The organism is Stagnimonas sp. FW305-C-60 (assembly GCF_058782965.1).
The window spans coordinates 1,236,669-1,258,915 of record NZ_JBYSYF010000001.1 but is presented as its reverse complement, the minus strand read 5'-3'; the positions used below and the strand labels follow the sequence as shown (position 1 = coordinate 1,258,915).

Genomic DNA, 22,247 nt, shown 5'->3' with positions numbered 1-22,247 from the left:
GGTGGGGGCGGCTCGACTAAGCCTTGTACGAGGGAATCTTGAACGCCGAGCGCATCATCGCTTCGAGCTGACTGTCGGACAGCAGGCGGCGCATCAGGCCCATGGGCTTCACGTCCTTGCCCAGCAGCTCCATCGGCGCCCACTTCTTCTTGTCGAGGATTTTCAGCGTGCCTTCCAGCGCCTGCTCGGGCGTGGCGCCGCTCTTCTCCAGCATGTCGGGCAGCACCTGCTCCATCACCTTCTTGAGGTAAGGGTCGTAGGCCTTGCGCACCGCCTCCGGCTGCATGGCCCAGGTCTTCTTGGTGTTCTCGTGGGCATTGGCCGACATCGCGGTGAGCACGCCGCCGGGGATGATCGAGGTGACCTGGATACCGAACGGCGCCAACTCGTGGCGCAGGGTGAGCGTCATGCCGTGGATGGCGTGCTTGCTCATGTTGTAGACGCCGGCACCGACTGGATTGGCGATGATCGCGCCGGAGCTGTAGTTGGCGATGCGCGAGCCCGGTGCGTTCCTGCGCAGCAGCGGCAGAAAGGCCTGCACCACCCGCAGCTGGCCGAAGGTGTTGATCTGGAACAGGCGCTCGGCCTGGCTGAGGTCGGCGCCTTCCAGCACACCGACGCCGATGTTGGCGACGCCGGCGACGTTCATCAGCAGGTCGATGCCCTTGCCGGCCAGCGCCTTCTCGACGAACTCGGCGCTGCGCTGCACCGACTCGGTCTTGGAGACATCCTGATCGACGAGGGTGACCGAATCGCTGTTGGCGAGGTCGGTAGGCGCGCCCGGCAGCACGCCGGCAAACACCCGCCAGCCGCGCTGCGAAAGCGCCTTGACCAGCAGGTTGGCCTGGCCGACGTTGGCGCCGGTAATGAATGCGGTCTTCACAGAATCAGATCCCTCACATGAAAACGGGGCGGCAACCGTTGCCGCCCCGTTATGAAAACTCCCGGACTCAGTGCCCGCCGCGGGCCGCGGCTTCCGGGCTGAACATCGCCGGCTTCATCGGCTGGTTGATGCGCCACCAGTCCTTGCCACGCTCGTTGACCAGATAGCCTGCCTCGTAGGCGCCGGACGACAGGTCGTGATAGATGGTCGCGCCGCGATGGAAGGCCTTCGACTCCTGCGAGTAGAAGAAGTTGACGAAGTTGGCGCGCCAGAGCTGGCCCCGGCCGTCGTAGTTGTCCGCCCACAGCGTCATCCAGGCGTCTTCATCGAGATAGAGCACGCGCTTGCTGTAGATGTGGCGCACGCCGGACTTCAAGGTACCTTCCACCACCCAGACGCGGTGCAGCTCGTAGCGCACGTACTCCGGGTTCACGGTATCCGGCTTGATCAGATCCTTGTACTTGATCGCCGGGTCGTTGATCTTGAAGTTGTGGTAGGGGACGTAGATTTCCTTCTTGCCGATCAGCTTCCAGGTGTAGCGCTCGGGCGAGCCGTTGAAGCCGTAGTCGTCATCGACGGTACGCAGGCCGGCCGGCGGCACCGGGTAGTCAAAGCCCACCTCCGGCGCCTGGCGCACGCGGCGGATGCCGGGGCTGTACTGCCAGCTGGCAGTGGCATCCTTGGTGAAGTCGTTGGGCTGGTAGCCGACGGCGGTGAAGCCCTTGTCGCGCTCCGGCAGGATGTAGCTGGTGTAGAAGTAGGAGTTGATCTTTTCCTGGAACGAGCCGCGCTTCTCGGGATCGTTGCCGGGGTTGTAGGTCATGAACTTGTTGCGACCCCAGGCGATGCTGCCGTTGGCGTAGACGTCGGCAATATCGGTGACCGCCTGCTCGGTGGAGGCACGGTGCGGGTTGATGGTGTTCCACACCGCTTCCAGGCCGGAGGCCGGGAACGGGAAGGGAATCGCGCCGGTGGTGCCAGTGATGCCCAGGCCGTCGTGCACGACTTCCGCACTCACCGCGTTCTTCTTCACCGTCTCGCAGACCCAGGGCATGTTCCCGAAGTCGCGATGGCTCTGGTAGACGTTGATGCGGTAGGACTTCGGGTACTTCTTCAGCAGCGCCTTCTGGCCTTCGGTGAGCTTGTCGGCGTACTGGGCGAAGTTGTCGCCGCTGATGGTGAACTTCGGCTTTTCGTCGGCATAGGGGCCGGGCTCGTAGCCAAAGGGCTTGCTCTGACCGGGCCAGGTGCCGACGTACTTGCCGCTGAATTCGGCGACGCCGCTGGCCGTGCCGGCGCGCTCGGCGCCGTTGCAGGTGTACTTCGGGCCATCGAGTTCCGCTGCCTTGGCGGCGGGCACCTTGGCCAATGCGGCCTGCATCGGCAACGCCAGCATGAATGCCAGCGCGCCTGTTTTTAGAGCGACCTTGGTCGTCGATTTCATTACCGTGTCTCCTCCGGTTTTCGTTGTGTGAATGCTAGGCGCAAGCGAGGCTGGCGCCTCGTCCGAACCGAGTATGCTCGCCATCGTCACGCGCCGTGGCGGGCGCGCCGGACTCAGCGATAGTTCTTCAACAGCGCGATGGCGGCCTGGGTTTCTTCGTCGGCCTTCTTGACCATGTCGTTCACCACCATCTTCTCGATGGTGCCGCCCACCAGCGGAATCTTCGACTTGATGTCCCAGGCGAAGTTGACCACGCAGCCCTGGCCTTCATCGCGCATCGAGGTCACGCAGGACATGTCCAGCGGCATGCCCTTGAGCTCCACCACCACCCGGCCGGTCTTGCTGGCCAGATCCCAGCTCTCGTCGTTGACCACGGTCGATTCCGGCGCGTTCTTGCCCATGCCCGGCATCGACACCGGCACCTTGCGCTCGATCTTGATGCTGAAACTCTTGGCGTCGCTCACGCAGTTCAGCACCTGGTACTTGCCGGCATAGCCGGTGGAGTCCAGCTTCTGGGTGTGGAAGTTGCGGTCGGCGAACATCTTCATCACCACCGACGAGGGCGCGGGATAGCGGGACTGCATTTCGTGCTTCATGAACTCTCCTGTTTCTTATAGGCGGCTTATTCGTCTTGCGGCTCGAAGGATTCCTTCGGCGAGCCGCATTCCGGGCAGACCCAGTCCTCGGGCAGGTCGGCGAAGGCGGTTCCCGGCGCGATGCCGCTCTGGGGCATGCCCTTGGCCTCGTCGTAGACATGGCCACAGATGATGCAGATCCATTTTTTCATGACGCTCTCCTGAAGGATTCAAGCCGCTTGTTGGAGTGAGAGACGATTGGTGCGCACCAGCAGACGGTTGATGCGGCGCGCATTGTGGTGCTTGTAGTCGTAGTCGAGCTCGCCGGTGCCGTCGAGCAGCTCGGCCTCCGGGTAGCGCTTGATGAACTCGGAGATCATCAGCCCGCCCTGTACCCGCACCAGATAGGTGCCGATGCAGAAGTGCGCGCCGGCGCCAAATACCAGGTTGCCGTCCAGCCGCCGCTGCAAGTCGAGCTGGTTCCAGTCCGGATACTTGGCCGGATCGTTCCAGGCGCAGCTGATGTTCACTCCCACCGCCTGACCCTTGCGGATGGTCTGGCCGTGAAACTCGATGTCTTCGCTGGCAAAGCGGAAGAACGGCACCTTACCGAAGGAGCCATAACGCAACAGCTCGATGATGGCGTTTTCCATCAGCTGCGGCTGGCGCTTGAGCAGCTCGTACTGCTTGAGGTTGCTGAGCAGGCCGTGGATGGCGAAGGTGTGCAGATCGGTGGCGGTGTCGGAGCCGGCGGTGATCAGTGCGAACACCACCGACAGGATCTCGTAGTCGTCGAGCCGCTCGCCATTGTCCACCGCGCCGATCAGGCTGCCGAGAAAGTCATCGCCGGGATGCGCCAGCGCCCGGCGCTCGGCGATCTGTTCCTTGAAGTAGGCGAAGCCAGGCTTGGTCAGCTCCACCGAGGCCTCGCGCTCCTTGGCCGAGATGTTGATGCGGGTGGCCTTGATGATGTTGACCGCGAACTCGTGGAAGAACTCTTCCATGTCGGTGGGCACGCCGACCATGCGCGAGATCGCCCGCACCGGCAGCTTGCTGGCGATGGCCTCGTACACGTCGAAGCTCTCGGCCTCGCCCAGCGCGTCGAAGCACTCCACCACCAGGTCGCGGATCTTGGCGTCGATCTTGCCCATCACCGGCTTGGAGAACGCCGGCAGAGTCAGCTTGCGCAGGCGCAGATGGTCCTTGGCGGAGACGGCGAAAAAGCCCTTCTCGTAGGCCAGGTCGAAGTCGGTCTTGTCAGCCTCCGCCTTCGGCGGCGGCGCCAGCTCCCAGGCACGGAAGTTGGGCGTGAAGCGATTGTCCTTGAGCACCTGATCGCAGAGCGCATGGCTGTTGACCAGCCACATCTGCAGATCCTTGTGCCAGGCCAGCGGGTAGTCGCGGATCAGCCGCTGCCACACCGGATGCGGATCGCGGATGTAGTCCTTGGAATAGGGGTTGAAGACCGTGCCGTCGATTTCCGGGCGGCCGCTGGTCGCGGCGACGGGGTTGCTGCTCATGGCTCTCTCCTCTCGAATTGCCGTCTATGCGGCTTGATGTTTGCGAACTCAGTGCCGGTCGGCGGGCTGGCGTGCCGCCGCCACCGCCTGCTGCAGACTGGGCTCCGGCAGCACCTCGCCGCGCAGGCTGGCCACCCCGGCCAGCAGCGCGCGCAAGGCCGGCAGCCAGTGGTGCGGCTGGCGGTCCAGGGCCTGCGGAAACACTTGCCGCACATAGGGCAGCTCGTCGCGGTCGCGGCGGGCCAGGGCCTCGTGCATGGCGATGTTCCAGGGCTGGCCGGAGTCGCGGCTGGCTTGCAGACCGATGGCGCCGGCGGCCGCGCCCAGCATCAGCGTGCCGATGCTGTGGAACAGGCGCACGCCCTGGTCGGGGCTGAAGCCGTGCTGGCAGACCGCGGCGAGGAACTGATCCAGCAGGTCGATCTCGGCGTGCGGCCCGAGCCGGCCCTTGAGCAGCTCGTTCATCAGCTGCGGCTCGGCGACGAAGGACTCGAACAGCGTCTCGGCGTAACGGGTCGCCAGCTCCGACCAGTGCTCGGTGTTGCCGCTGGGCAGGCGCCGCGCCAGCGTCAGCTCGAACGCCGCCAACCGCAGCAGCTCGTTGCGGTTGCGCACATGGCGGTAGAGGGTGGCCGGCGCCACACCCAGATGCCGGGCGATCTGCTTCAAGCTCACCTGCTCCAGACCCAGCTGCAGGGCCGCGGCAATGATCGCCTGCACGCTCACCCGCGGCGGCCGGCCGACGCGCGCGGGCGTGGCGACCTCCTCGTTGGTGTTGGCGATGCCGGGCGGACGGCGCACGGCGATCCTGGTTGTAGTCATGCCGGCAGTTTCAGGAGCCCTAACCCGCAAGTCCTACCCTGGACGGACGAGAGCTGGTGCTGGTCAGGCCCCTGCCCGAAGATGAGACCCCAACTTACACCAGCGCGGACCCACCATGATCATCGACGCCTGGGCTCAGCACCCTACCCTGCGCCACGCGCAGGACCCGATCTTCGACTCCCTGCGACGCTGGACCAAGGCACCGCTGCCGACGCGCGAGCTGCCGGTGGCGATGACCCTGGCCGCGATGGATCAGGGCGCGGTCGGCAAAAGCCTGATCAGCGCCTGGGTGGCGCCGCACCGGGTGATGATCGCCAACGAGGAGGTCGCCGGCTTCGTCGCACAGGCGCCGGAGCGGCTGCTCGGTGTCGGCTCGGTGGACATCCGCAAGCCGATGGCGGCGGTGCGCGAGATCCGCCGCTGCGTGCAGGAGCTGGGCTTCAAGGCGATCCGCGTACTGCCCTGGCTGTGGGAAGTCCCGCCCACCGACCGCCGCTTCTACCCCGTCTACACCGCCTGCTGCGAACTGGGCGTCCCCTTCTGCACGCAGATCGGCCATACCGGCCCCCTGATGCCTTCCGAAGTCGGCCGGCCGATCTACCTCGACCAGGTGGCGCTGGACTTTCCGGAGCTGGTGATCGTCGCCGGCCACATCGGCTGGCCCTGGACCGAAGAGGCCATCGCCGTCGCCAGCAAGCACGAAAACGTCTACATCGACACCAGCGCCTACACGGTCAAGCGCTACCCGGCGGCGCTGGTGGAATACCTGCGCGGCCATGGCCAGAGCAAGGTGCTGTTCGGCACCAACTACCCAATGATCACCCCGGCCAAGGCGCTGGAAGGCTTGAAGCAACTGGGCCTGGACGCCGAGACGCAGGCGCTGTTCCTGGGCGGCAATGCCCAGCGCGTATTCCGGCTTGGCTCCTAACCGCTCACGTTTGGGCGCCGACGGCTACTGCTTCGGATAGAAGTCGAAGTAGATGGGGTTGGACAGCCCGACCATGCCGGCACTCAGCAGCGCCGCGCCCGGCACCTGCGGGTAGGGTGCCGGCAGGCCCTGCACCTCGACGCGGTAATAGCTGCGCTGGCCAGCGGCCGGCGTGTCGCTGAAGCTCACCGAGGCGCCGGCGCTCTGATAGCTCCCAAACTCGGCGCCGTCCTTCACCACCTTCACCGTGTAGAGACCCAACTGCGCCTCGCCGCCGACGATGTCGACGCGAAAGTTCACCGGCTCGCCACTGGCCTTGGCGACGTCGCCCATCATCATGTCCATGGCGCCGTCGCCGTCGCGGTCGGCGTAGAACTCCACCCGCGCGCCGCCCGGCGCGGCGCTCACCGCCACCCGGCCACTGTCGAGCCCAAGCACCACGCCCTCGGCGCTGCGCTCACGCGCATACACCCAGGTGGTGGGCGTGCCGAGATCGTTGAAGGCGCTCTCGAACACATTGGCGGTCCAGGTCGCAGGATCGGCGCTGAAGCTGTGGTGGGAATCGCTGCCGCCACGTCCGGCGATCCGGCGCCCGGACTTGAGCAGATCGTCCCAGATGATCAGCGCGCCGGCGTTGCGCGACCAGATCGAGGAGTTCCAGACCTCCAGCGAGCGCACCATGTCGTAGCTGAAATCCCAGCTGTCGCCGCCACTGGGATGGTTGGTTGAAAAGTGAAAGCCCAGCTCCCTGGCTTTGGCGGCGATCACCGTATCCAGCTCGTCGCGCACTGCGTAGAAGCTCTGGTGGTCGTAGGGCCGCGCCGAGATGGTGTTGCCGTGGCCGCGATGGGTGGTCCACTCGGCGCCGTAGAGCAGCACCATCGAGGCCGAGCGGTAGTCGGGGTCGGCCCAGGTGTGGGTGGCGACGTCGCCCTCGACATGGCTGTCGTGGTCGGTGACCAGGAAGTAGTCCATGCCCACCGTCTCGGCCAGCGCCACCAGGCCGGCCATGGGGTGGTCGGCGGCATCGCTGCTGTGCTGGGAGTGCAGATGCAGATCGCCCTTCATCCAGACGCCGCCGTCGAGGCTCTCGATCGGCGGCAAGGCTGGCGCGCCAGTCAGCGGCGGGAGCGCATCCGGCGTGCCGCCATCCTGGCAGGCGGTCAGCAGCAGCGACAAGGCAAGGCAGTGGGCAGGGCGCATGGCGTACGAGGCGGTGTAGACGAGCCCGGCAGACTAGCGCGCGGACTTGAAGCTCCCTTGACGAGATGCGGAGAAAATTTGCCTAAGGACGCCCTGCATTAGGTTGTCATGCCGATGGAGGCTGGCCCTGCGAGTCACTAGACCGGCATGGCGACCAAGCAATCAGGCCTTGCCGTGCCCGGAGAGAAAGGGAAAGAAGCGCCGGTCGGCCTTCAGTATGTGGCGGTTGACCACTTCGTAGGCCAGGAATTCCACCACCTCGCCGGGGGTGCTGCGGCCGGCGTGCACCGCCTCACGCAGCTGGCGGGCATCGGCCAGCAGCTTGGCATGCAGCCCCTGATGCTCGACCAGCTCCGGGTAGCCGATCTCGGTCAGCACTTTTTCCTCGTCGACGAAGTGGCGGGCCACCGCGGCGACCAGGTTATCCACCTGATCCAGGATCGCCTGCGAAGTCAGACCGCCATCGGTCATCGCCGCGACCAGGCTGTTGGCGGCATCGAACAGACCATGGTGCTCTTCGTCAATCAGCGCATGGCCGCTGACGCATTGGTCCGACCAGACCAGCTGCAGCGCCGAGGCCTGCTCCCGACGACGCCAGACCTCGGAGGCGCCTCCGGGGGCGGTCACCACGCGGTCGCGGCCCTGCTCTTTGGCCCGGTAGAGCGCTGCGTCGGCGCGCTCAAACCACAGCGTCGCTGCTTCGCCGGCGAGGTGCTCGGCCACCCCGGCGCTGATCGTCACCGCCCCGGCGACCGGAAACGCCGAACTGGCGATGCCGGCGCGCAGCCGCTCGGCAACTACGGTCGCCGCAAGACCAGAGGTGGCCGGCGCGAGCACTGCGAATTCCTCGCCGCCCCAGCGGAACACCTGATCGATCTGGCGCGCGTTTTCGCGCAGCCGCAGGGCCGTGGTCCGCAGAACCTCGTCGCCTACCGCATGCCCAAACTGGTCGTTGACCCGCTTGAAGTGATCCAGATCGAAGACCAGCAGGCTGACCGGGCTGTGCTCGCGCTCGGAGAACGCCAGCTCGCGGGCAACCACTTCGTCGAAATGGCGGCGGTTCCAGAGTCCGGTCAGGCGATCAGTCGCGCTGAGCCGTTCCAGTTCGACGATACGCCCCTGCAACTCCACCGCATCTGAGGCGCCCGCTGAACCGCGGTCGTCGAAGACCACCACCGTTTGCTCACCCAGCGGCGTGGCATAGACGGTGGTCTTGCGTGGCGAACCGCTGACATCGGGCACCGACATCGCCCCAACCTGCTCGCCGGCGCCTAGCGCCAGCAGCTGCGCGCTGTTAGCGGTCAGCCAACCCGAGGACAATCGTTGCCGGGCGAGCTCGTTTTCAAACATCAGGCTGCCGTCCTTGCGCAGGATCAGGCCAGGTAGGGGGAAGTGGGCAAGCAGCTTCTGCGCACTGAGCCCATCGGCAATCTCGGTAGCAGTGGCGCTGGCTGTAGGACTCATGGCGCACTCGCGGAATGGAAGAACGTTTCAAGTCTGGCATGGCCCGCAGTCAACCACATTGACCCGTATCAGCGCCGCGCAGGCAGGCCTCAGTCGGTCTTCCAGAGCGGCATCTGGTAGCCCTGCTTCCGGAACAAGGTCACGCAGGCATCGACCGACTCGGCGTCCAGGGTTTTGCCACGCTCGCGAAGAATGAATTCCAGTGCCGGCTCGATGCCGCGAGCCGGCCGATACGGTCGGTGCGAAGACATCGCCTCCACCACGTCGGCCACCGCGAGAATCTTCGACTCCTGCAGAATCTGCTCGGCTTTCAGGCCCTGCGGGTAGCCGCTGCCGTCGATACGCTCGTGGTGCTGGCGGACCATGTCGGCGATCGGCCAGGGAAAGCTCACGTCCTTGAGGATCTCGTAGCCGGTCTGGGCATGGGCCTGGATGAGCCGGAACTCGATGTCGGACAGCGCCCCTGGCTTGTTGAGGAGTTCCGCCGGAACCCGGATCTTGCCGATATCGTGGATGCTGGCCGCCAGGTCCAGGCCCTGGATGCGCGAAGCACTCAGGCCCATGACCCGCGCCATGGCCACCGCCAGGTTGGCAACCCGCTTCTGGTGGCCGGAGGTGTAGGGGTCGCGCATCTCCACCGTGCTGGCGAGCGCCTCCACGGTGGCCTCCATGCTGCGCTCCAGGCGCTGCAAGCCCTGCTCGTTGGAAATCTGGGTACGCAAGGCGGTGATGCCATAGGCGAGGTCGCCCGCCATCTCGGTGAGCAGCGCCAGCTCCTCGGCGGCGAAAGCGCCGACTTCGCCGGCGTAGATGACCAGCGTGCCGAAGTTGCCGGCGGCCCCTTTCAGCGGCAGCGCGACGATGGAGCGATAGCCATGGGTACTGGCCGCCTCATGCCATGAGCGCATCGACGGCGCATTGGCGATATCGCGAATCACCTGCACTTCGCCGGTGCGGACGCTGAGTCCGGCGGGGCCGCGGCCCGCCTCGTCGTCCGCCCAGCTGAACTTGGCGTTCTGCACGTAGTCGGCGCCGTCGCCGGCCCTGGCGACCGGCCGGATCGTCCGTGCCGCGTCCTGCTCGGCGTAGCCGACCCAGGCCATCTTGTAGCCGCCCGACTCCACCGCCACCTCGCACATCCGCTGCAGCAGCTGCTCTTCGCTCACCGCATGGACCACCGCCGAGTTGCAGGCGCTCAAGGACTTCAGCGTGCGGTTCACCCGGCGCAGACGGTGCTCGGTCTCCAGCTGCCGCGCAGTGGTCAAGGCAAAGCCGATCTGATCGGCGAGCTGGCTGGCAAAGGCGATCTCGTCGGTTTCCCAATGGTGCTCAGGCCCGACGTGCTCCAGGCACAGCAGCCCGACATTCTTGGTGGCCACCTGCACCACGACGTCGAGCATGGAGGTGATGCCCAGCGGCTTGATGTAGCTCTCGACATAGCCGCTGGTGCGCGCATCGCTCAGCGGCTGGTCGGCATCGACAAAGCTGGACTCCTTGAACGCGCGGAACTCGTTGCGATACTCGTGCTCCTTCATCACCAAGCCGGCCGAGTGGCGCGCCGGAGTCGCCTCGTAGAGGTCGACGCAGCGCAGCTCGGACTCGGTGGCGTCAAACAGCCAAATGCTGGCCCGCTCGACCCGCGCTACCCGCGCCACTCGCTCGGTGATCTCGTGTGCCAGCGTCTCGACATCGCCGGCGGCCAGCGCGCTGGAATGGATGATCTCGCCCAGGGCCTGCAGCTGCGCCTGCACGCGCAGCAGCCTGGCCTTGCGCTGCTCCTCCTCCAGCTTGCTCTCGGTGATGTCCAGCACCACGCCCTGAAAAAACACCGGCTGGCCCTGGGCATCGCGCTCGACCGTGGTGCGGTCATCGACCCAGATCACCGCGCCGGCCTTGCTGCGGATGCGGTACACCTGCGCGAACTGCTTGGCGCCGCTGGCCAGATGCGCCGCCACCTCCTTGGCAATCTGCGGCAGATCGTCGGGGTGGATCAGATCAGCAAACGCCTTTTTCCCCGACAGCAATTCGTCAGGCTCATAGCCCCACTGGCGTACGTTCTGCGACACATAGTCCACCGGCCAGCCCGGCTTCGCCGCCCAGCGGAACAGCACCGTGGGGCTCTGTTCGATCAGCAGATTGGCGAGCCGCAGGCTCGCCTCCATCGCCTTGCGCGCGCTGATGTCGCGCACCGCGACGACGTTGTAGAGCCGGTCCAGCTCGACGCGCTTGACGCTCACTTCCACCGGAAAGCTGGAGCCGTCGCGGCGCCGGTGGCTGCTTTCCATGACCACCATTTCCGACTTCTTCAGAGCCAGCTCCATCTTGGCCTGTACCGCCGCGGTGAACCCCGGGTCGATGTCAGGCACCTTCATCGTCAGCAGCTCCTCGCGGCTGTAGCCCAGATCCCGGCAGCCGGTCTTGTTGACGTCGAGAAACCGCTGTGTGAGCGGGTCGACCACCTCGATGGCATCGGCGGACTGGTCGATCAGCTCGCGGAACAGTTTGAGATTCTGCTGGCTGGTCTTGAGCTCGGTGATATCGGCGTAGGTGCCGAGCACGCCAACCACCTCACCGCTGTCGTTGAGCAGCGGCAGCTTGCTGGTCAGCAAGGTGATGTGCCGGCCATCCGGGGTGGTCTGCGGCTCCTCGATGAAGATCTTGGCCTTGCCGCTGTTGATGACCTCAAGATCATCGGCCCGGTACAGCTCCGCCTGTTCGCGCCAGCCGAGCTGAAAGTCGGTCTTGCCGACCAGATCCCTGGGCTCGGACAGGCCGGCGTCGTGGGCGAAAACCGCGTTGCCGCCGAGGTACACAAGCTGGCGGTCTTTCCAGAACACCCGTACTGGGATGGTGTTGAGTATCCCCTCGATGAGTTGTTGCGAGGCGCGCAGCGCCTCGTCGGCGCGTTTGCGCTCGGTGATGTCCTCACCAATGCTGGCGGTGCCGATCACCTCGCCATTGGCAGAATGCAGCACCGAGTTGTTCCAGCGGATCAGGCGCCGCTCGCCACTGCGGGTCAGAATCTCGTTTTCGTGGTGCTGGGCTTCCGTCTGGTCGGCCAATAGCCCGCTGAACACCTCGGCCAGTTCGCCTGCGCCGGCGGGCGGCACAAAGCGCTCGAACCAGTTTTTGCCCAGCACCGCCTCGCGCGTTTCGCCGACCAGCTGCAGGAAGTAGTCATTGCAGTAGGTGATCCTGGACTCGACATCGAGCATCACCGCCGCCAGTTGCACGGTTTCGAGCAAGACGCTGAACCGCCTGTCGCTCTCCCTTAAGGCCGCTTCCGCCTGCTTGCGCTCGGTGATATCGCGCAGGTTGACGACGATGCCGGCCACCGCCGGCACCGCCAGCAGGTTGCGATTCATCGCCTCGGTGTTGCGCCAGACGCCCGCCTTGGTCCGGTAACGCGCCTCGGTCTTGGTGGTTCTCTCCGGGTGCTCCAGCAGCTCCGCCAAGCCACGCTCGATGCTGGCAAGGTCATCCGGATGCACCAGCGAGCGCAGCTCGCTGCCGACCAGCTCCGCCGGCTCGTACCCGCCCATGGCCTGCACCGCCGGGCTGATGTAGCGGACTTTGAGGTCGGCGCCAATCACCGCGACGATGTCGGAGGTGCCCTCGATCAGGGAGCGGAACCAGACCTCGCTCGCCTTCAACACCCGCTCGGCCTGGCGGCGCTCGCGAATGTCGCGGATATTGGCCCAGGTACCCAGCATCGCGCCCGACTCCGAGCGCACCGCGAACGCCCGTACCGAGACTGGCACCAGGCTGCCGTCCTTGTGGATGTACTCTTTTTCGTATTCGTCGGAATAGCCTCGCTGCGGCACCTGCTTTTCGAGCACCTCGGCATTCATCGCCAGATATTGCGGAGCGGTGATCTCAGCGTAGTGGCGCCCCAACAGCTCCTCGCGCTTGTAGCCCAGGAGGTCCAGGTAGGCCTGGTTGAATTCGGTGAGCCGGCCGCGCAGATCTATCTGCACGATGCCGTCGCGGCTGGACTCGAACAGACCGCGGTAACGGGCCTCGGAGGCCCGTGCTTCGGCTTCAGCGGCCTGGCGTCGGGTAGCGTCGGCACGCGCGGCTAGCGCCATGCGCACCGCAGGACCCAGCCGGGCCAGACGGTCCTTCAACACGAAGTCGGCGGCACCTGCCTTGATCAGCTCGGCCGCAGCGTCGTCGCTAAGCGCGCCGGTGACCAGAATGAAGGGAATTTCCGGGTGGCGCTCGCGCAATAGACGCAGCGCCTCGCCGCCATCAAACCCCGGTAGCTTGAAATCGGCGAGCACTAGGTCTGGCCGGAAGGCGTCCAGCGCCTCCAGAAACGCCTGCCGAGTCGCCACCCGCTGCGTGTGGCAAACCAACCCAGCCTTGCTCAGCGCGCGCGCATTGATCTCGGCGGCTTCCGCCTCGTCTTCCAGCATCAAGATGCGGATGACGTCGCTCATCACGGCCGCTCCGGCGCCAGCCCGCTCACGCAAGACCACCGGTGCCGGAACGCATCGTCCGCGCCGGTAAGGCGTCCTTGCTGCTGGTGTTGGCCCTGATCGACATAGAACCCCCGGTAGCGGTCCGCTCGCAACGCGCCGGATGGCGGCGATGCGCTTCCGTCCCTAGCGAAAGCGTCGCTGCGAGCTGGTTTGATGTAGTGCCCGGCCCTCGTTACAGCAATGACTTGGGTCAATCCTGCCACGGCGGCACCGGTCGGTGTGGCGAGCCTGCGGCTCAGTCAGACCAGATCGAAGATCCGCTCACCGGCTCTCAGCACCAGGCGCGCGCGCAGGGCCGACAGATTCTCGCGCGCCAGCGACCAGCGGCGATCCAGCAGGACCAGCTCGGCGCTAGAACCCAGGGCGATACGCCGGGGCGGCCCACCCGGCGCCGTCGCCGCCGTAGTGAACAGGGCCAGCGCCTGCTCGGGGCTCAAGGCCTCGCCGACCGCCATCCGCTGGCCGGCGCGGCTGCGCCGCGTCACCGCGGCCTGCATCGCCAGCCAGGGGTTGGCATCGCCGAAGGGCGCATCGCTGCCGCCACCGACGGGGATGCCGGCATCAAGTAGGCTGCGCAGACGGTACAGCCAGGGCTGATCATCGGCGGCGACCTCGCGCAGATAGGCATCGCCGCGCTCGGCGATGAAATTGGGCTGGGTCACCACCGTGAGGCGCAGTGCGGCGACTTCCTCCAGCAGCTCGGGCGGCAGCACCGAGGCGTGCTCGATGCGATCACCCTCGCGCACACCGGCCTCGCGCAGGGCGCCGAGCGCGAACACCAGATCGGTGCGGCTGACGCAGTGGAAGGCCACGGCGCGGCCGGCGCGATGGCTGGCGCGGATGTCGGCGCAGAGCACCTCGAAGTCCGGCAGCTCGTGATCGTGCAGGTGGAATTTTCGCGCGCCCCGCAGCAAGCCCGGCCGGTCCGGCAGGGCATCGAGACTGGCGTCGCCCATCAGCATCAGGTTCTGCAGCAGTTCGCCTCGCGCCTGCGCGGCGACGAAGCCCTCGGCGGCGGCGAGATCGTTGTTCGGCGTGGTGTCGGTGACGCCGGTGACGCCGTAGCTGGCCAGCAGGCGGCTCGCCCGCGCCAAGCTCAGCGGCCGGCGCGGCAGGCGGCCACGCAGCCAGTCGTCGGCATCGTAGAGGCGGCCGGTGGCGCGGCCGTCGACGCGCTCCAGCGGGTCGTCGCCATTCGCCGATTCGATCTCGGCCAGCGCGGCGGAGTTGAGCAGCCAGAGCCGGCCACTGCGCTGCTGGATGCGCAGCGGCACGTCGGGCAGAAGGGCATCGAGCGCGTCGCGGTCCAGTTCACCGGCCACCGACTCGTGATAGCCGATGCCGCGCAGCCATTCGCCCGGCGCCAGCTCACGCGTCCGCGCCCGCAGCTGTGCGCGCAGTTCGTCCGTGGTGTGGACCTGCGGCGGACCGCAGGGGACCGAGTCCAGCGCCGCTGCCAGCGCATAGAGATGCAGGTGATGGTCGTGCAGCCCCGGCAGCAGCGCGCCGCCCTGCGCCTCGACCAGGGGTTCGTCGGCGCCGAGCCGCGGCAGACGCGGCGCGATCTCGGCGATGCGGCCGGCGGCGACGCGCAGGTCGGCGATGAGCCCGCCGGGCAGCTCGGCTTCGCGGATCAGCATGCCAGCCCCCACTCCGACAGAACGGCTGCGATATCCGCGCCCAGCGCCGCCGCCGTTCCAGCCGCCGCGCGACGGCGTGGCGCCGCCACCGGCTGGCCGCTGTGCGCTAGCACCCGGCTCCAGTCGGCCATCCGGGCCGGCACATCGGACGGCGTATCGAAGTCCAGCGCCGCACGCACCACACCAGCCAGGGACAGGGCCAGCAGCTGCCCGCCGCCCTGGCGCCAGCTGGCCCAGGCGGCGAGCGCGGCATGGATGCCGCTGAGCGGATCGGCGATGGCGTCGCCGCAGATCAACGACTCGCCGTGCGACTGCCGCAGCAGCGCTGACAGGCCGGCGGCGATGCCGGCATCGTCGCCATAGGCGATGGCGTTTTCCCACTCCGGCTCGCGGCCGTAGCCGCTCAGGCTGAGCCAGGTCAACCCCGGGTTTTCGCGCAGCAGCTGCTCGGCCGAGATGCCCATCTGCCGCAGCGCACGCGGCCGCGAAGCCTCGATGACGATGTCGGCCTCCGCCAACAACGCGCGCAGCTGCTCGCGGCCGGCGGCACTGGCGAGATCGAGCGCGACGCTGCGCTTGCCGGCATTGAGCAGGTCGAAGAATTCCGGCGAGCCGCGCCGGGCGCCGTCGGGGCGTTGCGTGCTTTCGACCTTGACCACCTCGGCGCCCAGGCGCTGCAACAGATGAGCACACAGAGGCCCAGCCCAGAGCGAGGACAGATCGACCACGCGCGGATGCCGCCTGCGGTGCCTCAAACCCCTCTCCCCTTGTGGGAGAGGGGCGGGGGAGAGGGGGCCCTCCAGTTGGCGCAGAATCTCCTCCAGAACCGCACCGCCCTGGTTCAGTACCTGATGATTCCAGAACCGCAGCACACGAAAGCCCTCACTCCGTAGCCAGGCATCACGCTGGGGGTCGGAGGCGCTATCCAGATGCTGGCTGCCGTCAAGCTCCACGACCAGCTTCGAGCCAAAGCAAACGAAGTCGAGGATGTAAGGCCCCAGCGGCGCTTGGCGCTTGAATTTATGGCCTTTCAGACGGCCGGCGCGCAGCTGGTACCACAGCGCCTTTTCGGCATCGGTCATGCTGCCGCGCAGTTCCTTTGCGAAGCTGAGAGGCACGCTGCGCGCCCCCCTCTCCCCTACCCCTCTCCCACGAGGGGAGAGGGGAACAACTTGCACGGCCCTGAGCCGGTGCGTGGCCAGCAGCCAAGGCGGGAGCCGCGGCTCCGGGCTGCGCGCCAGCGCCAGGCCCAGCAAGCGGCCTTGCTCCACCAGGGCCGACGTGGACCTCTCGCGCAGTGCGGCGGCGACCGAGGGCCAATCGGCGTCCACTTCGGTCTCCAGCCAGGCCGGCAGCAAGGCCCAGTCGTCGTCGCGGGCCAGGTTCACGGCGAGTTCGCCATCGGCGGTCGCCAGCAGCCGGCAACTGCCGCCCATCGACACCGCGCCGGCACGCGAGTAGCCGGTATAGGCCGCGCGCTCGGCCAGGAGCTGCGAGCCGCGCAGGCCATCGAGCGTGCTGGCGGGCGCGAGGCTGGCGAGTGCCGCTAGGGCACCGTCGGCGCAGGCGGCGAGCGCGCTCGGCAACAGGCAAGGCGGGCCGTCGGCGCGACCGGTGAGCGCCATCAGACCGGAGTCGGCCCAGCTCAGCGCCGGGTGCTCATCCGGCAGCGCCAGCTCTCTCTCGGGGGCTACGCCCAGCGCGCTCAGCAGCCGCTGCGCGTAGGCACGCGCGACTTGCTCGGGCGCCTCGGCGCCGGCGTCGGGGCTCAGGCCTTGCGCTGCGCCCACAGCGCTTCAGACCGCGTCTGCACACCGGCGATGGCGCCCGCGAATCCGGCTTGCAGCCGGCGCCCGAGCAGGGCGACGACGACATGCCGCAACCAGCCCGCGAGATGAAAGTGCGAGCGATAGCGCGTCAGTTCCGGCCCCAGTGCCTCAACCTCCTGCGAGCGCAGGCTGGACAGCGTGCCCGGCACCGGCTTCATGCAGTAGACGAAGCGCTTGCCCTCGACGTACTCCTTCACGAATTCACGCTGCGGCTGCGGCCTGCCGAGCAGCTTCACCTGCATGTCGATGGGGTCGCCGGGCTTGAACGTGGTGCGGAATTCGACCTGGAAGGGATTCCATTCCCGGTACTTCGACACGTCGGTGATGACCTCCCAGACCACGGCTGCGGGGGCTTTGATTTCCAGGGTCTTTTCGATGACGAACATCGGCGGTTTCCGGTCGCGTTTCTTGTAGGCGTTAGTTTCGCTGAAGCCGACGATAACGCCTCCCGCGTGCGGATGAGAGTGGCCTTGGCGGCAGCCCGGACGAAGCCCGGGGTTCTGCCCCAGCAAACATCGATGACCGGGATAGCATCCGGGCTACGGCACTTGTCCGGATATCTGCTTAGGGTGGGCTTCAGCCCACGCGTCGATGCGTTGAACGCGCGTGGGCACGCTGAACTTTGCCCACCTCGCTAACCACCACCAATGTTGCAGTTGAAGATGTTGGGACTGGCCGGATCCTGCAAGTTCGTTTGCACGATCTAGCAGCCGCCGACGTCCACGCTGGGTCCGCCAGAGGCACTGGGGCGGTCGCTCTGGCCGCCGTCATTCTCGCCACCACCACCGCCTGCCATGCCCACCAGTACCAGGGCTCCGACAACGGCGACTCCGCCCCAGAGCCAACCGGCAACACCGCGATCACCATCGGCATTCAGCCGCCAAGCCTGTGAATCACCGCCGAGCGGTACGCCCAAGACACTGGTTCGAGTTTTCCCTTGCTGCCACTCCGATGTCAGAAGCGACGCATTCAGCGATCTGGCCTCAATCTGCTCTGCCAACGGCCCAAATAGCCCGCGTGGCGCCTGCCAGGCCAACTCCATGCGTTGCGGCGCTGACTGACCACCGAAGCGGAGCTGCAATTGCAGGCCAAGACCTTCAGCCGCCGCAAGACTACTGGAGCTAAACAGAGCGACACAGCAAAAACCGGCCACAAGACCTGATCGTTTCATCCCGAATTCCCATATTGAGTGTTTTCCCACAGGAGAAAACGGCGAACGGAATGAATGGTTGACCCCGGCCTACACGAACTCCTGCCGGATCACCCGCCGCAGCACCTTGCCCAGTTCGTTGTAGGGCAGCGCGTCCTTGAAGACGATCTTCTGCGGCACCCGCGAGGAGCGCAGGCTGGCCTTCACCAGCTCCTGCAGTTCGGCGACCTCGGCCGCACTGCCCGGCTTGAGGACGACCGCGGCGGCAACACCTTCGCCCCACTGCTCGTCGGGCATCGCCACCACGGCGACATCGGCGACCGCCGGATGGCCCAGCAGCACGTCCTCGATCTCGCCGGGGGAGATGTTCTCGCCGCCGCGCACGATCACGTCGTCGGCGCGGCCGTCGAGAAACAGATAGCCCTCGGCATCGAGATAGCCGCGGTCCTTGGTCGGGAACCAGCCGTCGTTGTCGAGCTGGCTGCCGAGCGCCAGGTATTCGCCCGAGACCTGCGGGCCGCGCACGAACACCAGGCCGGCTTCCTCGGGGCCGAGCACCTTGCCCTCGTCACTGCGGATCTCGATCTCCACCGCGCCCGGCTTGCCCACGGAGCCCAGGCGCCGGCGCACCGCCGGGTCCTCGCTGCTGGCCGCGGCGCGGTGATCTTCCGGCCCGAGCACGGCGATGGTGGAGCTGGTTTCGGTGAGGCCGTAGGCATTGGTGAAGTCCACCTCCGGCAGCAGGGCCATCGCCTTCTGGATGGTCGTGAGCGGCATCTTGCCGCCACCGTAGGCGAGCGCGCGCAGGGCCGGAAGATTGGCCGGCTCGCCGCTGTCGAGCAGATGGTCCACCACCCGCTGCAGCATGGTCGGCACCAGGAAGGCATTGCTGACCTGGTGTTCGCGGCAGGCCGCCAGCCAAGCCTTGGCGTCGAAGCCTTCGAGCTGGACCATGCGCCGGCAGGCGTAGGTGGAGGACAGCACCGCCGAGATGCCGGCGATGTGGTACGGCGGCACGGTGACGATGATCGCGTCGTTCTCGTCGGCGGAGGCGAATTCCACGGTGCCGAAGATGTAGCTCGACAGATTCTCGTGGCGCAGGATCGCCGCCTTGGGCTTGCCGGTGGTGCCGCTGGTGAACAACTGCACGGCGACCGCTCGCGGGTCGTCGGCCGGTGTCGGCTCCTCACTGGTGGCGGGCAGCGACAGGAAGGCGGCGCGGTCCACCACCTGCACGTCGGCGCGCGGCGTGATGAGCTTGACGTAGTCGGCGCTGGTGACCAGATAGGCCGGGGCGACACGCTCGATCAGCTCGTTGATCTCCGGCGCGGTGAGCCGGTAGTTGAGCGGCACGTAGGGGACGTTGGCGTAGGCGGCGGCATAGATCGCCACCGGCGCCGCCGGACTGTTGACGTCGAGCAGGGCCACGTACTTGGCACCGCTGGCACGGATCGCCGCGGCGGCATTGACCGCCGCCGTGCGCAACTCGGCATAGGTGTAGCGGCTGTCGCCGGAGACGACGCCGATGCGGTCGCCGAAGGCTTCGGCGGCCATGTCGAGAATGGTGGAGATGTTCATGGGCGTGAGGGGTGAGGAGTGAGAGGTGAGGCGAAGAAGAATGGGTGCCGCGTCGGCGGTGTGGCCTGCCGTTACGCCTCCCGCCTCACCCCTCCCGCCTCACTATCCGTCAGTCCGAAGACGGCAGCTGCTTGGCCTGCTTGATCTCCAGCGCCACGCCGTCGAGCGCCAGCGAGCCCTTGCCGCCCTTGGTGCAGAGCAGTTCCAGCGACTCGTCGGCGTTGACGTAGCGCTTGCCGATCAGCGTCTCGCCGGCCTGCGCCGGGTCCAAGGTGCCACCGCCGGTGGCGGTCGGGGCGATCATGTCGACGCCGCCGCAGCTCAGCGCGTACTCGCCGGCCGGGGCCTTGATGACCATCACCTGGGTATCGCAGACCGCGCTCTTGAAACGCCCGCCCGCCTTCAACACGGTTTTCGCCATGTGCAACTCCTCCTATGAATGGCGGCGATTGTGGCAGAGCGCGGCCGGCTCAAACCTCGTCCAAATGGGCCAGCACCGAGCGCGCCCAGGCATCCAGACGCCGGTACAGCGCATGGCGCGAGGCGAACAGGAAGTGGCTGTGCCCGGCCTCCGGCTGGATAAACAGCGTCACGTCCGGGCTCCGGGTGAAGGCGGTGGGCACCTGGTGCGGATCGCCGACCATGTCGCGCTCGCCGATGCCGAGAAACACCGGCACCCTGATCTCGGCCGCCTCCGGCGCGATGTTGCCCGGCACCATCGAGAAGAACGCCGGCACCGGCAGCAGCGGCGCGCGCGCCGCCTTGATCGCCTCGACCCCGCGCGGGTCGGCCTTGGCACCCGCAAAGATGCTGTTGGAGGTCGGCGCGCCCTTGATCTCGGGGTAGTCGCTCACGAACATCTTGCGCGCGGCGGGCACCACCTCGGCGCGCACGGCGGTGACCGATTCGGCGGCCAGTTCCTTCACCCGCGGGCTGACGTATTCCGGCAGGCCGCGGGTGGAGAAGCCCAGTACCGCGATGGCCGCGTGCTGGGCGTGCCCGGCCTGCTGCAGCACGGTGAACATCGCCCCCATCGAATGACCGACGCCGACGCTGCGCAACTGCGGCAGCGGCCCGAACTGCGGCAGCAGGGCGCCGCTACGCAATTGCTCCAGCACCTGGGCGGTGGCTTCGGCATTGGCCTGCATCACCCGCTCGGGCGTCAGCGCATAGCTGTCGGCGGGCTTGTCGCTGTCGCCGATGCCGGCGTGGTCGAGGGTGACGACGAGGTAGCCGCGCCCGGCCATCTGCCGGGCAAAGGAAAAGCTCTGGTCGCCATCCGACGACTGCAGGTCGTAGTAGCGGCGCGACATGCCGCCGCCAGGCAGGCAGACCAGCACCACCGGCGGCTGCGCCAACTCGGCCGGAGCAAAGACCTCGGCAGCGATCCGCAGCGGCGCTTCGCCCGGCAACTGGACCGCGGTGGTCAGTCGCCGCGTCACCGTGGCCGCCATCAGACCGCCGACAACACCGCGCCGGCCATGCCGGAGGACACCAGCACGTTCTCGACCTTGCGCTTGGTCACCTGATTCACCGAGGTCCCGCGCACCTGGCGGACACCCTCGGCCATGCTGTTCATGCCGTGGATATAGGCCTCGCCGAGCAGACCGCCGTGGGTGTTGGTGGGGATGATGCCGTCCAGCTCCAGCGCGCCGCTCTTCACGAATTTCGCCGCCTCGCCCTTGCCGCAGAAGCCGAAGGCTTCGAGCTGCATCAACAGGTGCGGGGTGAAGGCCTCGTAGAGCATCGCCGCCTGCATGTCCTTGGGGCCCAGGCCGGTCTGCGCCCACAGGCGGCGGGCGGTGCCGACGGCCTCGGGCATCACGGTGAGGTCCTCGTGGTAGTAGTTGCTGATGACTTCCACGTTGTAGGGAATCGACTGGCAGGCACCGGTGATCTTCACCGGCTTCTGCTTCAGGTCTTTCGCGCGCTCCAGCGAGGTGACCAGGATGGCCACGCCGCCGTCGCTTTCCTGGCAGCAGTCGAGCAGGCGCAGCCAGGGTTCCTGGATCCACTTCGAGTTCTGGTGATCTTCGACGGTGATCGGCTTGCCGTAGAACCAGGCCTTGGGATTGGTCGCCGCGTACTTGCGCTCCAGCACCGAGACATGCGCGAGGTCGGCATTGGTGATGCCGTAGGTGTGCATGTAGCGGGCCGCCTGCAAGGCGCCCCAGCTCGCCGGCGTCATCGCGCCGAAGGGAATGCACCAGAGCAGCGAGCCGGTGCCGTGGCCGCCGGTATAGCCCTGCATGTTGGTCGGGTTCTGGCCGAAGCGGTACTGGCTGCGCTCGTTCATCGCGCGCCAGATCAGCACGTTCTTGCACAGGCCGGCGTTCACCATCGCCATCGCCTGAGCGATGGTGGCCGCCGCCGCCGCGCCGCCGCCGGGGATGCGCGTGGTGTAGGCCAAGTCCTTCACCCCGAGGCAGCGGGCGAGACCAATCTCGTCGCTGTTGTCGATGGTGAAGGTGATCATGCCATCGATGTCGCGCGGATCGACGCCGGCGTCCTCGCAGGCGGACTTGGCGCATTCGGCGGCCAGCTGCAGCTCGCTGCGGCCGGACTCCTTGGAGAACTCGGTGGCGCCGATGCCGGCAATGGCGGCTTCAGTAAAGGTACGGGACATTTGCACTTCCTTGGTTCAGGGCACGGCCGCTCTTGAAGCTGCCGTTGTGAGCAGGCCCGAGGTCGCAGCGAGGAGCGGAGCTGTACTGAAGTACAGCGAGC

The 22,247-nt window shown here is 66.9% G+C and carries 18 protein-coding genes; 2 read left to right on the top strand and 16 right to left on the bottom strand.

Annotation, left to right across the window (positions count from 1 at the left end):
• Positions 1 to 16: 16 nt before the first annotated feature.
• From AC3WT6_RS05730 to AC3WT6_RS05705, 6 genes are all read right to left on the bottom strand, one after another.
• Positions 17 to 883: an SDR family NAD(P)-dependent oxidoreductase gene (locus tag AC3WT6_RS05730; RefSeq protein ID WP_492652598.1), complete on the bottom strand. Its 867-nt coding sequence runs from the start codon at positions 881 to 883 to the stop codon at positions 17 to 19.
• Positions 884 to 950: 67 nt separating this feature from the next.
• Positions 951 to 2,327: a DUF1329 domain-containing protein gene (locus tag AC3WT6_RS05725; RefSeq protein ID WP_492652597.1), complete on the bottom strand. Its 1,377-nt coding sequence runs from the start codon at positions 2,325 to 2,327 to the stop codon at positions 951 to 953.
• Between the two features lie 113 nt (positions 2,328 to 2,440).
• The gene (locus AC3WT6_RS05720) at positions 2,441 to 2,923 is read right to left on the bottom strand and encodes a DUF2505 domain-containing protein (protein WP_492652596.1); all 483 of its coding nucleotides are present in this window, start codon (positions 2,921 to 2,923) and stop codon (positions 2,441 to 2,443) included.
• A 26-nt stretch (positions 2,924 to 2,949) separates the two neighbouring features.
• Positions 2,950 to 3,114: a rubredoxin gene (gene rd, locus AC3WT6_RS05715; protein ID WP_492652595.1), complete on the bottom strand. Its 165-nt coding sequence runs from the start codon at positions 3,112 to 3,114 to the stop codon at positions 2,950 to 2,952.
• Between the two features lie 18 nt (positions 3,115 to 3,132).
• On the bottom strand, positions 3,133 to 4,422 hold the full coding sequence (locus AC3WT6_RS05710) for a cytochrome P450 (RefSeq protein WP_492652594.1): 1,290 nt from the start codon (positions 4,420 to 4,422) through the stop codon (positions 3,133 to 3,135).
• Between the two features lie 48 nt (positions 4,423 to 4,470).
• Entirely contained in the window at positions 4,471 to 5,244 is a 774-nt protein-coding gene (locus AC3WT6_RS05705) for a TetR/AcrR family transcriptional regulator (RefSeq protein WP_492652593.1), read from the bottom strand.
• Positions 5,245 to 5,359: 115 nt separating this feature from the next.
• Here AC3WT6_RS05705 and AC3WT6_RS05700 point away from each other — a divergent pair, with 115 nt between their 5' ends.
• A complete protein-coding gene (locus AC3WT6_RS05700) occupies positions 5,360 to 6,172 on the top strand; it encodes an amidohydrolase family protein (RefSeq protein WP_492652592.1) in 813 nt (270 codons plus the stop codon).
• A gap of 24 nt (positions 6,173 to 6,196) precedes the next feature.
• Here AC3WT6_RS05700 and AC3WT6_RS05695 read toward each other — a convergent pair whose 3' ends face one another.
• The 6 genes from AC3WT6_RS05695 to AC3WT6_RS05670 all read right to left on the bottom strand — a co-directional run bounded on the left by AC3WT6_RS05695 (position 6,197) and on the right by AC3WT6_RS05670 (position 17,178).
• Positions 6,197 to 7,375, bottom strand: coding sequence for a CehA/McbA family metallohydrolase (locus AC3WT6_RS05695; RefSeq protein WP_492652591.1), 1,179 nt, complete (start codon positions 7,373 to 7,375; stop codon positions 6,197 to 6,199).
• A gap of 162 nt (positions 7,376 to 7,537) precedes the next feature.
• A complete protein-coding gene (locus AC3WT6_RS05690) occupies positions 7,538 to 8,839 on the bottom strand; it encodes a diguanylate cyclase (RefSeq protein WP_492652590.1) in 1,302 nt (433 codons plus the stop codon).
• An 89-nt stretch (positions 8,840 to 8,928) separates the two neighbouring features.
• Positions 8,929 to 13,281 carry a PAS domain S-box protein gene (locus tag AC3WT6_RS05685; protein WP_492652589.1) on the bottom strand — a complete coding sequence of 1,451 codons (4,353 nt, stop codon included), beginning with the start codon at positions 13,279 to 13,281 and terminating at the stop codon, positions 8,929 to 8,931.
• Between the two features lie 281 nt (positions 13,282 to 13,562).
• Positions 13,563 to 14,963, bottom strand: a complete 1,401-nt coding sequence (locus AC3WT6_RS05680) for an amidohydrolase family protein (protein ID WP_492652588.1) — start codon at positions 14,961 to 14,963, stop codon at positions 13,563 to 13,565.
• Entirely contained in the window at positions 14,957 to 16,753 is a 1,797-nt protein-coding gene (locus tag AC3WT6_RS05675; RefSeq protein WP_492652587.1) for a CoA transferase, read from the bottom strand. Before AC3WT6_RS05675 ends, AC3WT6_RS05680 begins: the two co-directional genes overlap by 7 nt.
• Complete coding sequence (locus tag AC3WT6_RS05670; RefSeq protein ID WP_492652586.1) at positions 16,732 to 17,178, bottom strand: SRPBCC domain-containing protein; 447 nt, start codon at positions 17,176 to 17,178, stop codon at positions 16,732 to 16,734. The genes AC3WT6_RS05675 and AC3WT6_RS05670 overlap by 22 nt, the downstream gene beginning before the upstream one ends.
• A gap of 308 nt (positions 17,179 to 17,486) precedes the next feature.
• Between AC3WT6_RS05670 and AC3WT6_RS05665 the strand changes: the two genes are divergently transcribed.
• Positions 17,487 to 17,684 (top strand): hypothetical protein, encoded by a 198-nt coding sequence (locus AC3WT6_RS05665; RefSeq protein WP_492652585.1) that lies wholly within the window; start codon positions 17,487 to 17,489, stop codon positions 17,682 to 17,684.
• Between the two features lie 348 nt (positions 17,685 to 18,032).
• On the opposite strand, the gene AC3WT6_RS05660 is transcribed toward AC3WT6_RS05665, so the two are convergent.
• The 4 genes from AC3WT6_RS05660 to AC3WT6_RS05645 all read right to left on the bottom strand — a co-directional run bounded on the left by AC3WT6_RS05660 (position 18,033) and on the right by AC3WT6_RS05645 (position 22,146).
• Positions 18,033 to 19,520 (bottom strand): class I adenylate-forming enzyme family protein, encoded by a 1,488-nt coding sequence (locus tag AC3WT6_RS05660; protein WP_492652584.1) that lies wholly within the window; start codon positions 19,518 to 19,520, stop codon positions 18,033 to 18,035.
• A 109-nt stretch (positions 19,521 to 19,629) separates the two neighbouring features.
• Positions 19,630 to 19,941 (bottom strand): hypothetical protein, encoded by a 312-nt coding sequence (locus tag AC3WT6_RS05655; RefSeq protein WP_492652583.1) that lies wholly within the window; start codon positions 19,939 to 19,941, stop codon positions 19,630 to 19,632.
• 49 nt (positions 19,942 to 19,990) lie between these two features.
• A complete protein-coding gene (locus AC3WT6_RS05650; RefSeq protein ID WP_492652582.1) occupies positions 19,991 to 20,974 on the bottom strand; it encodes an alpha/beta hydrolase in 984 nt (327 codons plus the stop codon).
• Complete coding sequence (locus AC3WT6_RS05645) at positions 20,974 to 22,146, bottom strand: thiolase C-terminal domain-containing protein (RefSeq protein WP_492652581.1); 1,173 nt, start codon at positions 22,144 to 22,146, stop codon at positions 20,974 to 20,976. Before AC3WT6_RS05645 ends, AC3WT6_RS05650 begins: the two co-directional genes overlap by 1 nt.
• Positions 22,147 to 22,247: the final 101 nt, after the last annotated feature.

Bases quoted from the DNA above. Each gene is read 5' to 3' on its own strand.
- AC3WT6_RS05710 (WP_492652594.1), bottom strand. From the start codon at position 4,422: ATGAGCAGCAACCCCGTCGCCGCGACCAGCGGCCGCCCGGAAATCGAC.
- AC3WT6_RS05650 (WP_492652582.1), bottom strand. From the start codon at position 20,974: ATGGCGGCCACGGTGACGCGGCGACTGACCACCGCGGTCCAGTTGCCG.
- rd (WP_492652595.1), bottom strand. From the start codon at position 3,114: ATGAAAAAATGGATCTGCATCATCTGTGGCCATGTCTACGACGAGGCC.
- AC3WT6_RS05655 (WP_492652583.1), bottom strand. From the start codon at position 19,941: ATGGCGAAAACCGTGTTGAAGGCGGGCGGGCGTTTCAAGAGCGCGGTC.
- AC3WT6_RS05705 (WP_492652593.1), bottom strand. From the start codon at position 5,244: ATGACTACAACCAGGATCGCCGTGCGCCGTCCGCCCGGCATCGCCAAC.
- AC3WT6_RS05685 (WP_492652589.1), bottom strand. From the start codon at position 13,281: ATGAGCGACGTCATCCGCATCTTGATGCTGGAAGACGAGGCGGAAGCC.
- AC3WT6_RS05720 (WP_492652596.1), bottom strand. From the start codon at position 2,923: ATGAAGCACGAAATGCAGTCCCGCTATCCCGCGCCCTCGTCGGTGGTG.
- AC3WT6_RS05725 (WP_492652597.1), bottom strand. From the start codon at position 2,327: ATGAAATCGACGACCAAGGTCGCTCTAAAAACAGGCGCGCTGGCATTC.
- AC3WT6_RS05670 (WP_492652586.1), bottom strand. From the start codon at position 17,178: ATGTTCGTCATCGAAAAGACCCTGGAAATCAAAGCCCCCGCAGCCGTG.
- AC3WT6_RS05660 (WP_492652584.1), bottom strand. From the start codon at position 19,520: ATGAACATCTCCACCATTCTCGACATGGCCGCCGAAGCCTTCGGCGAC.
- AC3WT6_RS05690 (WP_492652590.1), bottom strand. From the start codon at position 8,839: ATGAGTCCTACAGCCAGCGCCACTGCTACCGAGATTGCCGATGGGCTC.
- AC3WT6_RS05680 (WP_492652588.1), bottom strand. From the start codon at position 14,963: ATGCTGATCCGCGAAGCCGAGCTGCCCGGCGGGCTCATCGCCGACCTG.
- AC3WT6_RS05695 (WP_492652591.1), bottom strand. From the start codon at position 7,375: ATGCGCCCTGCCCACTGCCTTGCCTTGTCGCTGCTGCTGACCGCCTGC.
- AC3WT6_RS05700 (WP_492652592.1), top strand. From the start codon at position 5,360: ATGATCATCGACGCCTGGGCTCAGCACCCTACCCTGCGCCACGCGCAG.
- AC3WT6_RS05645 (WP_492652581.1), bottom strand. From the start codon at position 22,146: ATGTCCCGTACCTTTACTGAAGCCGCCATTGCCGGCATCGGCGCCACC.